Raw genomic sequence first — 12,838 nt, forward strand, 5'->3', positions numbered from 1 at the left:
CTTTGCCCTCTGCGAGGAGTCTCACGGCCAGTAGCCGACGGAAGTGGCGAGCGTCGCGCACGCTTCGCAGCGCATGCTCCAGCTTCCGCCTGTCCTCTGCTGTCAGCCCCAGTTCGGCGGGGCTCCTCGCCGGTCGCATGGTCCAGAAAATGCGCATGCGACCGGCATTTGTCTCGGAACTTCCGGCGACCTACTTAGGACTCGCGCTGCTCGGATATCGCCAGTCCCTCCAGCGCATTCGCGGGATGAACACCCTCAACATGAACCGCGAGGCGAAGCCGCTCGCCCTTGCGAGCCTTGATGCCGGGGAGCAGTCTGCCCAAGGACTGATCCGCTGAGCCGCCTGCATGTTTCCTCCGGGTGCGCATCCGCGACGATGCCACCCGGAGGCCCATACCCCTTGGCCCGAAACACCGCCTCACGCCGTCCAGGCAACCCGCCCCAGCCGGTTGAGTCTACCGCCAGATGCGCAGCTTGACGGAGGTGAACTCCTCGACGGCAACTCCATTCACCTGGACGAAGCTGCTCGTGAAGCCCACCGGCTTGAAGACAAGGCCACTCGCTGCGTACTCACTGGTGGCTCTGGGGCCAAACCGCGCCAGTTGCAGCGTGCCCAGGTCCAGGCCCAGGTCCACGCAGCCCTCGCACTTGGGGGCGCGGTACACGAACACCGCGCCGCCCCCAATCTGGTTCGTGTCGTTCAGGCGCGGCTTCGGTACGGTGAAGAACAGACGATCCTTGCCGCCGGGAATGTCCCAGACCGCGCCAAGCGGGAGGCTGCTGGTACTGACGGCGTTGCTGCCCACCGGACGCAGGGTGACTTCGATGAAGCCAGCGCTGTCGATGGCCGAGTTGATCTGGATGAGCTCCTCCTTCTTCGTCCACCCCAGCCAGTGGAGCTGCGGAAGGTTGTAGTTCTCCGATACGAACTTGCCCATGTACGTGCTCGCGTCGCCATACTGGGTGTCCTTGCCGCTAGAAGGATCCCGCACGTTTCCGTGCCCGAGGCCGAGGACGTGTCCCGTCTCGTGAATGTAGCTCCGGAGCAGGTTGTCATTAAGGAAGACTCTGTGCAAACCGGCGTACGAGGAGGGACACACTCCGCCGGGCATCACATACACGGTCAGGAACGCGTTTGCGCTGACTTGCCTGACAGCCTGATCCTTCGCCGTCCCGCAGTCGCTGCTCGTCACCTGAACGGTCTGCGAACCGATGAGATCCAGGCGCAGTTGATTGCGAGATGCGACGGCGAAGAAGGCGTCCATGTCGCGGACCCTGGCCTGGATGGTGGTCAGCGCGGGCGTTGTCCTGCCAGCAAGGGTGACGCGGACGACCCTGACAGGGTGCGTCCGGTGGAGCGCGCCCAGACTGCTGTTGTAATTCCTGACGCACGTCGACTCCTCACTGGAGCAGGTGTAGCGGTATGCCGAAGGGGGCGCCGCGACGTCCTGGACCTGGAACGAGCGCACGTTGTCGTTCGTGTTCGCGCCGCTCCCGAACGAGGTCTCACAGAGGCTCGTGTCGGTCTGGACGGTGACCGAGTCCCCGGTACAGGACGCACCGGCGTGGAGCGTCACGGACTTGCCGATCGGCACCTCGACGAAGGAGGCGCCCGCGGTTGGCGCGAGCGTATGACAACCGTTGGACGCGGCATCTTGAATCACCGGGGAGTCGCCGAAGCAGGTTTCACGCACGCGGACGAGCTGCGGGCGCGGGGCGATGAGCTGCGCGCGCAGCGTGGGCCAGTTTGCCACCGTACAGTGATTGGCCTGCACCTCCTCAAGGAAGAGGCCGTCCTCGAGCTCCGCGTGCTCGTAGGTCAGGCACGTCTCCCACAGCTCGGTCCAGTGCGCCCAGTCACAGGTCCCCGCGTTGACATACGTCTCGACGCACGCGAGCGATGCCGCGAGCTCCGGGGAGACGACCGCCTGGCTGGAGGACCCGATGGAGGCCTCGGCGCCAGTGCCGCCGGGCCGTTCGTTGGCGGGCCGCAGCGCATCCTCGCCATTGCACGCTGACACCAGTGCACCGCATAGCATGACGACCGTCATGGACAGCTTCCTCATACTGCTCCCTCTCGCAAGCTGCTGATTCTACAATTAAACAAGACAAACCATGAGCAATATGACGCGCCGCCCGACTGTCTTGCTCGAGACCGTGGCGCACCGTGGCACATAGGAGATGTAGACCATGCCGCCGCCTCCAACGAAGTAATCAGCGCCATCCTTCCTGGGCTGGACCAGCTTCGCGTCGGCCCAGCCTCCGGTATTCGGTGGAAAGAGCCAGGCCCAGGTGTTGACATTGGGGACATCGTAGGTCCCCGCGTACGGCTGACGACGCGATGCGGTGGCGGCCGTGGAATGAACAATTGCAACGCACCTTCACCGCATCGTCCTGACGCTCCGCGTTCGTGAAGGAAGGATTGCCTCCGTCATGCGGCTGCGGCGACGCTGCGCCGCCATGGGACACAAACGGCTGATGCGGATTGGCGTGGTGGGCGGGGGAGCCATGGGGTGCGGAGTCGCGCTCGAGCTCGCCATCGCTGGCAGGCAGGTGGTGCTCTTCAACACGCGTCCGGACAGCAGTGAACGCGCGCGGGTGAAGTTGGAGCGGGACGCGGCGCTGCTGGTGGAGACGGCGCTGCTGTCCCCGGCAGGGCGTGAGGCCGCGCTCGGGCGGATCCGGCGCACCACGGTGCTCGCCGAGGCCGCCGTGGGCCAGGACCTGGTCCTCGAGTCCGTGCCGGAGGACCTCGTGCTCAAGCAGGAGGTCTTCCGTCGACTGGACGGGCTGGCGGCGCCGGACACCGTGCTCGCCTCCAACACCACCGCACTGAGCGTGACGGCGCTGGCGCGGGACTGCACCCGGCCCGAGCGCGTCCTCGCGGCGCACTACTACCTGCCGGCGCACCTGATTCCCCTCGTGGATGTCATTCCCGGGGAGAAGACGGCCCCCGACGTCGTGGAGACCGTGCGGCGGTTCCTGGAGGAGGTGGGCAAGACGCCGGTGGTGTTCGCGAAGGACGTGCCGGGCTCGGTGGGCCCGCGCTTGTTGCAGGCGCTCATCGGCGAGGGCATCCGGCTGGTGCAGGAAGGTGTCGCCACGCCGGAGATGGTGGACCGCGTGCTCACGCAGGGAATCGGGCGGCGGTTCGGCGTGTCCGGCATCTTCGACCGGTTGGATCTCGCGGGGCTGGACCTCGTCACCGGCGTCATGCGCAACGCCGGACGCCCGGTGCCCCCGGTGCTCGCGCAGAAGGTGGAGCGCGGCGAGCTGGGCTTGAAGACGGGTCAGGGCTTCTACACCTGGACGCCGGACGCCACCGCCGCCTTCGAGGAGCGCGTCGCCCGCGGCCTCATCACCCAGCTTCGCGAGGACCGGGCCGAGGGCCGTCTCCCCAGCCCCACGTTGGAGATGCCGGAATGAGCCCGGAGCTCGTGCTGCTGGACCCGGAGGTGCTGTCGGACTTCCTCGCGGACGCCACCCGCGAATACCTGGCGTGTACCCCGGAGCTGCCACCCCGGAGCTGGGCCGTCCTGCTGGGGCGCTTCGTGGACGACGCGATGCGGGTGGAGCGCGTCCGCTTCGCCGCCAACATCCGCGAGACGGACGACACCGTGCTCCAGGAGTTCGACGCCACCATCATCCCGCGCTTCGGCGCCTGCTATGCCAATGGCCGGCGCGGCTACTGGTGCGAGCCCCGGGAGTTGCTGCGCATCACCGCCGAGGCGGAGGCGGAGGGGCGGGAGGTGCTCGGCTCCATCCACCTGCACCCGGACTGGCACCGCATCGGCCCGCCCCACGAGCGCGGCCTGCGGGTGAGCCAGGAGCCCACGCCCATGGACCGGCATCTGTTCCAGGGCGCCGGCTGGCCGCTCAACATGATCCTCTACCTGGAGCGGCGCGAGGGCCGGCTCTACCACGCGCTCGGGGCGTGGGCCGCCCCGTCCGAGTCCGACACCCACTGCCGCCCGCTGGCCCTCCGCTTCGGCACCCCGGAGCTCGAAGGCAGTGCGACCAGGAGAGCCGCGTCCGTCCGCTAGCCCTCCCCTACCCTTCACCAAGACCACCGTGAAGGTGACCGCCAATGCCGTCACCGCCAGCGCCCCGGTACGCAAGAACACGCAGCATGCCCACTCCGACCGAGGGCCCTCGGGGAACCTGTAGACGGAGGGGTGCTGCGCGCAATGGCGGCGCAGCCGGTTGCGCGGGAAGACCTTCACCGCCGGGCCACCCTCCTGCCCCCTTCCGCGTCGGCGGCAAGGCGGGCGGCCCGACGGGGGCCTAACGACGGGTCGTGGTCTCGCCGGTGAGCTCCACCGTCTTCGACGTGCTGTGGATGAACACCTGGTCGACGTCGTGATCCTCGCCCGCGCTCGGCTCGTCCGCGACGAGCACCACCCGGTCGCCCTCGACGATCTCCGGGGCCGCCTTCGCGGAGCTGCCCACGGCGGCGTGGTTGAAGGGCGACTCGAAGGACATGTCGAGGTAGGGGACGCTGCCGTCACCGTTGAGATAGATGTCGTTCTCGATGCCGTGGCGGCACGGCTTGAGGCAGTGCGCGCAGGCCGGGAGGGGCAGGCCACACAGCTTCATGCACGCCTTGCGGGTCAGGGTCGTGCAGGACGGCCTGGGCGCGGGGGACTCGGAGCTGTTGAAGGCCACGACGCCCACCTCTCCGCTCTTGATGCCGCTCACGGAGACCATCAGCTTCCCCTCCAGGAACACCTTCGCCGTGTACGTCGTCGGCTTGCCGTCCGCGTTCACGAAGGAGGCCGCGAAGGACTGTCCCTGCGCCGTCTCCGTGACGGAGGACATGGCCACCACCTGGCCCTTCGCGACGTAGGTCTTCAGGGTCCTCGTCTCGCCCTCCTCCTTGTCCTCGGACGGCTCCACCCCCACGCCCGCGCTCCAGGCCTTGGCGCGCTCGGCGTCCACGCGCACGCCGTGCTCCCCGCTCGCGTCGGGGGCGTGCACATAAAGCGAGTCGTCCTCTACTTCCAGCCGCGCGTCGCCCGTCGCGCAGTGCTTCGAGCCGGAGAACTGGGCGCAGTCCTCCTTCGCGTGGGCCTGCGCGAACGGAAGGACGAAGGCGAACAGCGCGGCGAGGCCAGCGGGGGTCTGGCGACGGAACAGCGACATGGATGGCTCCTGACAGGCTTCAGGGTGGGGGGAATCCCCGCAGGCCGCCATTCACTTGATATGCCAAGGGCTCCCGGGAGTCTGGCCTTCCCACGCTCGCGGCCCTGGCCGGGAGTGAGTGACGGAGAAGGTCACAACCCGGCGGCGCTTGTGACGGGACGGGTCACAGGTGTGGAGGAGAGAGATTGCGTCCCCTCCACGTGCCCTTGGCGCTGTTGTCGTGGAAGCAGGGGGCCGTGGGGCCAATCCCACGCAGCGTCGGCATGTCGAACGCTTCAAAGTCACAAGGACGGGACCGTCCCCACGGACACCCCCTGGAACAGTCTGGCGGTTTTTTGCATCATTGATTGACTTGTCGGCTCATTCACTTCGCGGGACCGACCTGGCCCTCCGCGAAAGCGAAAACATGCCGAGCCTTCGAAGTCTCCCCTCTCTCGCCGCGGTCCTGCTGCTTTCCCTCGCGGCCTGCATTTCCGAGCCCACCGGTGAGCCCACCGGATCTGTCCAATTCGCCGCCACCGCCCAACAGGCGCTCTCCGCCAATGATGCCACCCGCGTCAAGGTGACCATCTCCGCCACGGAGATGGGCTCCCTCGTCGTCGAACTGGCCAAGGTCAGCGGCGCCTGGGGCGGCATCCTCGGCAACATCCCCGTGGGCTCCAACCGCACCTTCCTCGCCGAGGCCTTCGACTCGGCCGGCACCAAGATCTTCCAGGGCCAGACGTCGGGCGTGAGCATCACCGCCAACCAGACCACCGCCGTAGCCATCACCCTCCAGGAGATTGTTCCCCCTCCGCCCTATGGCAACGAGGCACCCCTCATTGAGTCCGTCGTGGCCTCCGCCACCACTGTCCAGACAGGCGCCTCCATCACCCTGAGCTCGACGGTGCGTGATCCCAACACGGCGGACACCCTCACCCAGGCGTGGACGGCCTCCAGCGGCTCCTTCTCCACCTCCACCTCCACGTCCACCTCGTGGACGGCGCCTTCCTCCACTGGAATCCAGACCCTCACCCTCACCGTGACGGACTCCCAGGGGGCTGCCTCCTCCTTCTCCCTGTCTGTCAACGTCGTCTCGGGTGCCGCCACCGGCAGCGGGGCCGTCAACCTCTCCTTCAACCTCTGGCCGGTGGTCTCCAAGGTCTCCCCCTCCCGCACCCGCCTCGACGTGGGACAGTCCGTCTCTGTGTCCGCCAACGCCTCGGATGCGAATGGAGATACCCTCTCCTACCAGTGGGCCACGACCGCGACGTGCCCCGGCACCTGGACGAATGCGACTTCCAGCGCCGCCTCCTTTGTCCCGTCCTCCGTTCCGTCAGCCGCGTGTAACAACTGCCAGCTCACCGTCACCGTTCAAGACGGCCGCGGGGGGCAGACCACGGGCTCGATCAACCTCTGCATCGCCGCCGCCTCCACCGAGCGCTTCGTCCCCACCATCACCAACTTCTACCAGACCGCCAACACCACCTCCCCGGGACAGACCGTGACCTTCAGCGTCACCGCCCTGGACCCTCAGTCCAGCGCCCTGACGTTCGGTTGGAGTGCCAGTATCGGCTCGCTGGCCACGGCGCAGAACACCGCCAGCACCAGCCAGATCGTGTGGACGGCGCCTTCCTGCGCGGTGACGGGAGCTTCCTTCGTCACGGCTGGCGCCACCAATGCCTACGGCCTGACGGCCTCGAAGTCCTTCTCCGCCTCCGGCCTGCCGGCGTGCGCGACCGGCTGGGCGGGCGCAGGCACCCTGACCGCGGCCCGCCAGCACCACACCGCCACCCTGCTCTCCTCCGGCAAGGTGCTCGTCTCGGGGGGATACGACAGCGTCAATGGCAATCTCGCTTCCGCGGAGGTGTACGACCCAGCCACCAACTCCTGGTCCTCCGCAGGCACCATGGCCACGGCCCGCCGGCTCCACACCGCCACCCTGCTCTCCTCTGGGAAGGTGCTCGTCACGGGGGGCATCGGTAACAGCGGCCTCCTCCCCTCCACGGAGGTGTACGACCCGGCCACCAACTCCTGGTCCTCCGCAGGCACCATGGCCACGGCCCGTAACTCCCACACCGCCACGGCCCTGCTGCCCTCCGGCAAGGTGCTCGTCACGGGGGGCAGCGGCAGCAACGGCCACCTCGCCTCCGCGGAGGTGTACGACCCGGCCACCAACGCCTGGTCCTCCGCCGGCCGCATGACCACGGCCCGCTACTACCACACCGCCACGGCCCTGCTCTCCTCCGGAAAGGTCCTCGTCGCGGGGGGCAGCGGCAGCAGCGGCACCATCGCCTCCCCGGAGCTGTATGACCTGGCCACCAACTCATGGTCCTCCGCAGGCACCATGGTCTTGCTCCGCCGGTTCCACGCCGCCACCCTGCTTTCCTCCGGCAAGGTGCTCGTCACGGGGGGGATCGGTGGCGGCCATCTCAGCTCCGCGGAGGTGTACGACCCAGCCACCAACTCCTGGTCCTCCGTCGTCAGCATGCCCATCTACCGCGAGTCTCACACCGCCATCCTGCTCTCCTCCGGCAAGGTGCTCGTCTCAGGGGGCCACGACAGCATCAACTATCTCACCTCCGCGGTGGTGTACGACCCGGCCACCAATGTCTGGTCCTCCGTCGGAGACATGCCCACGGCCCGCTACAACCACACCGCCATCCTGCTCCCCTCTGGCAGGGTCCTCATCGCGGGGGGCATCAATCCCAACTACGTCCCCGCCGCGATGATCTACACGCCCTGAGCGCACCTTCGCTCTGTAGACACGCACGGCGCTGAAGTGACGCGGCCCGCTCTCCTCACGGATGGCGGGCCGTTTCGCGTCTGAGCCGTGGGAGCACCGTGACGAATCCTCCCGTCGTGCGAAAGGGGTGGCCTGTTCGTCCGATGCTCAGCGCGCGATGGGTAGCACGCCGAGGCCGCGGCGCCCCGCGCTCAGGCCGCTTCGACGCGGTCGCAGTAGGCGTCGAACGTCTTCTTCCAGGCCGGGCGCGCGATGCAACGCCTCTGGAAGGCGAGCACGTTGGGATGGTCCTTGACGACACTCTCGTCGGTGCCGGCGCCCAGCACATGCGTCATCAAGATGTCCGCGACGGTGAACTCGTCGGTCGCGACGAACTCCCTGCCCGCGAGCCAGCCGTCGAGCTGCTTCAGGCGCATGTCCCCCCACTGGTGAAGCGCATCGCTCCCCTGGGTGCCCTTGCCGCCGTTCAGGTCGACGAACCACGCGGTCAGGATCGGGACTTCGATCGTGTTCAGCGCCGCGACGCACCAGCGCAGCACCTGCGCTTCGCCGGCGAGGTCGCGCGGCATCAGCTTGCCGCTCTTGCGGGCGAGGTAGAGCAGGATCGCGCCCGACTCGGTGACGACCACGCCGTCGTCGTCGATCACCGGAATCTGCCCGAACGGATTGAGCGCGCGATACGCGGGCGTATCGAGGTCGTGCTGCGGATGATCCATCCCCACGACCTCGTACGGCAGACCCATCTCCTCCAGCGCCCACAGCACGCGCAGGTCGCGGGTCTTGCCGCGGGCCATCTTGTTCACTCGGGAGAAGCCGTAGACCTTGAGCATGCGCGCATCCTACTTCGCACGCAGAGGGTTCGTGCAGGTCTCGAACTCTCCAGGGGGCCTGCTCCCGTCGCGGGGACAGGCCCCTCTGGCCTTGAGCGTCGCCCGTGGCTCAGCACGGCCTTGCACGAAGCCCCCTCAGCCTCGGAGGGCCTCATGCCTTCGGTTCACGGCGTGAAGGTCCGGACGCGGAGGATGCGCCGGAGGTAGGGGCCGGCAGGGTCTTGCTCGAACATGGCCACCACGGGCTGACCCGACGTGCTCAGCGCGAGCGCCATGTCCTCCTGGACATCCTCGCCGCTCGCCGGGGCAAAGGTCGTGTCGAAGGGACTGACGCGGCCGTCCACCGCCACCCATGCCGCGCCGTTGAACTTCCGGATGAAGCGCCTCGGCTCGTTGTACAGCCCGCCTTCGACGAGGGCCACCGTCGGCGTCCCCATGGCATCCATGCGCAGCAGCGGCGGGCCCGCGTCATGGGGCACGCCGGGCCAGCCCTCCAGTCCCGTGGGCGCGACAGGCACCCAGGCGCCGCTCTGCTCACGCACCACCTTGACCCGCCCGGACTCCACGTAGGCCACCCACGGCGTGCCGTCCACGGGCGACAGTGCCAGCGAGGGTCGCTTCGACACACTGGACTCGCCGTTCGGGACGGGCGTTCCCACGCGCACCCACTGGTTCGCCTCCCGGCGGAAGACATGGGTCTTCTCGAAGATCGTGAAGTCCCGGCTGCCATACCACTCGTCCCACGCCACGACGATGCGGTTGGACGGATCCACGGCGATGACGGGATGGCGGGTATGCTCATTCCAGTCCGACGTGCTCTCCGGGATGTCGCCCATCGAGACCCAGCTCGTGCCGTCGAAGCGGAAGACGGAGATGCGCTCGTTGTTCTGTGCCCGGTCGTGCATCACGGCCGCGAGCACGGGCCGGCCCTGGCCATCCATGGCGGCGGCCACCGCGAGGGCGGCCTGGCCCTCCACGCCCACGGGACCTCCCACCTCGGTCCAGGCCGTTCCGTTCCAGCGTCGGACCCGCACGCGCGCGCCGGAGCTCGAGGGCGCGGAGTCGAGGAACGTCACCACGGGGGCGCCCGTCGGGTCCATCAGGAGCGTGGGATTGCTCGCCCAGGTGCCACTGCCCAGCGAGCCGCCCAGCAGCTCGTAGGCGCTGCCCGTCCACCGGGCGGCGTAGACATTGAGGGTGCTGGTGTAGACAGGTCTTTCCTCCCAGGCGACGAAGGGGCGGTTGTTCGCATCCAGCGCCAGCGAGGGCGCGTCGATGGGGTCCGCGATGTCCGAGGCCTGCGGGCTCAGGCCCAGCCACTTCCACTTGGAGGCCGTCACCTCGATGGCGGACAGCACCGCGGGCAGCTCGTCCGCCGTCAGCTCCAGGTTCAGCGCGCCATCCCGCACCGCGACGTCCATGCTCAGCGTGTACGCGCGCAGGGGAACCTGGAGGTCCTTGTACTGCGGTACGAACGTGGCGCCCTCGGCGATGATGCGCATCTCGCGGTTCGTGACGGTCTCGTCCGGCTCCATGAGGAGAAGCTGGACGGTGTAGATGCCCGGCCCCGGCACCGGGATTGCGTAGGCAATGCCCGGGTTGAACCACGAGTCGCCCATGCGGACCGACTGGTACAGCGAGTCGTTCGTGGTTCCCGCGATGGGGTCCGTCACCTGGAGCACCTGGCCGCCGAGGTAGTCGCGGTCCGCCTCCCAGGGCCGGCCATTGATGTCGGTGAACGCGCCCCCGCCCACGTTGATGCGGATGGGCAGTGTCACCGTCGTGACGGCCTGGTCATGGTTCTGGAGCGTGGGCTCTTCGTGCTGGAGCGTGGGCTCCTCGGGGCCCTCCGCCCCGCCACAAGCGGCCAGCAACGCGGTGCCCGCGAAACCGAGCAACATCCTGCGGGAAGCGCTTGCGCGCGTCCCGGGGCTCTTCCTGTCCATGCGTGTGTGTCCTCGTGCCCCCGAAAGAAGGGCTTGAAGGGGGCTCCGGCGTGGCGCCCCCCGCGCGAAGACACGAAAAAACCGCGCGGAAATTCACTCTGTCAGCGAGCGGTCGGGTGTGCCGCTCCAGCCCCGCGGACTCCCCCTCCGGAGCCCCTGCTGAGCCGGGTCATTCAATGGGCGGCGGCTCGGGCTCCAGGAGGTGGGGGGGCTCCGACTGCCCTTCGTCCCGAAGCCTGAGCGCGCGGTCGATGCGCGCGGCGGCACTGATGAGACCGAGATGGCTGAAGGCCTGCGGGAAGTTTCCCAACTGCTCGCGGGTCAGCGGGTGGATTTCCTCCGCCAGCAATCCCAGATGGTTCGACGCCTCCGCGTGCGCGACGAAGACGTCCTCGGCCTCTTCGATGCGATTGGCCAGCGCCAGCGCCTCGGCCAGCCAGAAGCCGCAGAGGATGAAGCCTCCCTCCGGCCCCCCTACCCCGTCATCCATCCGGTAGCGGCGCAGGAACGGGCCTGTGCCCAACTCCGCGCGCAGCCAGTCGAGGGTCCTCAGGATGAACGGGTCCGTCGCCTGGAAGCAGCCGACGATGGGCAGCAGCAGCAGCGCGGCGTCCGGCTCGTTGCCTCCGTAGGCTCCGACGAAGTGCTTGCGCGCCGGGTCCACGCCGTTGCGAAGGATGTCCGCCCGGATGACGTCCGCCAGGGCGGCACTGGACTGCTCCAGCGCCGTCTCACCAAAGAGCTTCGCCAGGTGCTGTCCCCGGCGCAATGCCAGCCAACCCATGAGCTTCGAATGGACGTTGTGCCGCATCTCCCGGCGCGGCTCCCAGATGCCGTGGTCGGGCTCGCGCCAGCGGCGGGCGGTGGTCTGGATGACCGAGCGGAGCAGCCTCCAGGTGCGCAGCGGCAGCCGCCCGCCGGAGCGCTCGTAGAGGTACGCCGCGTCGAGCAGCGCACCCGCGGTGTCGAACTGGAACTGGTCCCTCGCGCCGTTGCCGAGCCGCACCGGCCGCGAGTCCTGGAAGCCGGCGAGGTGGGTCAGCTCCGTTTCCGGCGGCACGGGGCCACCGTCCAGCGTGTACATCACCTGGAGCAGGTCACCGCGCTGCAACGTGTCGCGCATGAAGTAGAAGAACTCGCGCGACTCCCCCAGGAAGCCGAGGAGATTGGTGGCGCGCACCGCCATCGCTGAGTCGCGGACCCAACTGAAGCGGTAGTCCCAGTTGCGAGGCCCCCCGATCCACTCGGGGAGCGAGGTGGTGGGCGCGGCCACCATCGCGCCCGTGGGGCCGTACATCAGCAGCTTCAGCGCCAGCGCGGAGCGCAGGACGTGGTGCCGCCACGGCCCTTCGTAGTGGAGCTGCTGCGCCCACTGGCGCCAGGCCTGGCGGGTATCCCGAAGGTGATCGAAGGGCCGGTACGCGGCAAGAGGCTCCGGCCGGTCCGAGTCCCACGACAGGATCATCCAGCGCCGCTCGCCCGGCCCCATCCGGATGCGCGTCTGGAGGCCCGTGTCTCCCCGGCAGGGTTGGCCGCGCAGCTCCCGGCAGGGCCGCCATTCCGCCTCCCCGCTGAGCACGGCGACCAGCCGCTCCCCTCCCGACCCGCGCGCGACGAGGCCGTGCTCCTCCCGCTCCACCCGCGTCTGAGACGCCCCGTACCCGAAGCGCGGGTCGAAGACGATGTTCAGCTCCACCGCGCCTTCGAGGCACTCGATGCGCCGGTGCACCTCGTGGACGGTGGAGCGCGGGTCGTTGGTCCACGGCATGAAGTCGATGATGCGGATGGCCCCCTTGCGCTCGAAGCGGAAGAGCGTCTCCAGGACGTTGGTGTCCGGGTCGTAGCGCTGCAGGCTTTCAAAGGGCCACACGACGGGGGTGATGCCGGTGATGCCGCCCTTCTCGTCATCGAGGATGCCCGCGAAGACGCTCGGGCTGTCGAAGCGGGGGAAGCAGAGCCAGTCGATGACGCCGTCCGGCCGGACGAGCGCGCAGGAGCTTCCGTCGCCAATCACCCCACGACCCGCCAGGGGGACCTCCCGGTAGGACGCCGGGTTGGTGAACCGGAAGGGGCGGGCCATCCGCTTTGCGGCGCTGTAGAGGTCCATGAACAGGCGTGTCGCGAGGCAGGAGCGCGACCTCCCGCCCTCAACGTAGCCACAGCCGCGACGGCCGCACCCGGCAGCCCACCCACGC

At 68.6% G+C, this 12,838-nt stretch carries 9 protein-coding genes; 4 read left to right on the plus strand and 5 right to left on the minus strand.

The window, feature by feature from the left end; translation table 11 throughout:
• The coding region (locus tag D7Y13_RS47210) for a hypothetical protein (RefSeq protein WP_208734499.1) at window positions 1–338 on the plus strand (338 nt) is incomplete at its 5' end.
• A gap of 117 nt (window positions 339–455) precedes the next feature.
• Here the strand turns inward: D7Y13_RS47210 and D7Y13_RS28400 are convergent.
• Window positions 456–2,051, minus strand: coding sequence for a hypothetical protein (locus tag D7Y13_RS28400; protein ID WP_233595889.1), 1,596 nt, complete (start codon window positions 2,049–2,051; stop codon window positions 456–458).
• Between the two features lie 382 nt (window positions 2,052–2,433).
• Here D7Y13_RS28400 and D7Y13_RS28405 point away from each other — a divergent pair, with 382 nt between their 5' ends.
• Together D7Y13_RS28405 and D7Y13_RS28410 are read left to right on the plus strand one after the other, a co-directional pair.
• Window positions 2,434–3,426: a 3-hydroxyacyl-CoA dehydrogenase family protein gene (locus tag D7Y13_RS28405; RefSeq protein WP_233595890.1), complete on the plus strand. Its 993-nt coding sequence runs from the start codon at window positions 2,434–2,436 to the stop codon at window positions 3,424–3,426.
• Window positions 3,423–4,043 carry an MPN domain-containing protein gene (locus tag D7Y13_RS28410; RefSeq protein ID WP_120585456.1) on the plus strand — a complete coding sequence of 207 codons (621 nt, stop codon included), beginning with the start codon at window positions 3,423–3,425 and terminating at the stop codon, window positions 4,041–4,043. The genes D7Y13_RS28405 and D7Y13_RS28410 overlap by 4 nt, the downstream gene beginning before the upstream one ends.
• Before the next feature lie 241 nt (window positions 4,044–4,284).
• On the opposite strand, the gene D7Y13_RS28415 is transcribed toward D7Y13_RS28410, so the two are convergent.
• On the minus strand, window positions 4,285–5,142 hold the full coding sequence (locus D7Y13_RS28415; RefSeq protein ID WP_120536264.1) for a hypothetical protein: 858 nt from the start codon (window positions 5,140–5,142) through the stop codon (window positions 4,285–4,287).
• Window positions 5,143–5,548: 406 nt separating this feature from the next.
• On the opposite strand from D7Y13_RS28415, the gene D7Y13_RS28420 reads away from it, so the two are divergent.
• Window positions 5,549–7,867 (plus strand): Kelch repeat-containing protein, encoded by a 2,319-nt coding sequence (locus D7Y13_RS28420; protein ID WP_120585457.1) that lies wholly within the window; start codon window positions 5,549–5,551, stop codon window positions 7,865–7,867.
• A 191-nt stretch (window positions 7,868–8,058) separates the two neighbouring features.
• On the opposite strand, the gene D7Y13_RS28425 is transcribed toward D7Y13_RS28420, so the two are convergent.
• The 3 genes from D7Y13_RS28425 to D7Y13_RS28435 form a co-directional block, all read right to left on the minus strand.
• The gene (locus tag D7Y13_RS28425) at window positions 8,059–8,697 is read right to left on the minus strand and encodes a glutathione S-transferase family protein (RefSeq protein WP_120585458.1); all 639 of its coding nucleotides are present in this window, start codon (window positions 8,695–8,697) and stop codon (window positions 8,059–8,061) included.
• 164 nt (window positions 8,698–8,861) lie between these two features.
• The gene (locus D7Y13_RS28430; RefSeq protein WP_158620471.1) at window positions 8,862–10,598 is read right to left on the minus strand and encodes a malectin domain-containing carbohydrate-binding protein; all 1,737 of its coding nucleotides are present in this window, start codon (window positions 10,596–10,598) and stop codon (window positions 8,862–8,864) included.
• Window positions 10,599–10,812: 214 nt separating this feature from the next.
• The coding region (locus tag D7Y13_RS28435; RefSeq protein ID WP_244222382.1) for a glycoside hydrolase family 15 protein at window positions 10,813–12,838 on the minus strand (2,026 nt) is incomplete at its 5' end.

The sequence above is a fragment of the Corallococcus praedator genome, from assembly GCF_003612125.1.
Lineage (GTDB): Bacteria > Myxococcota > Myxococcia > Myxococcales > Myxococcaceae > Corallococcus > Corallococcus praedator.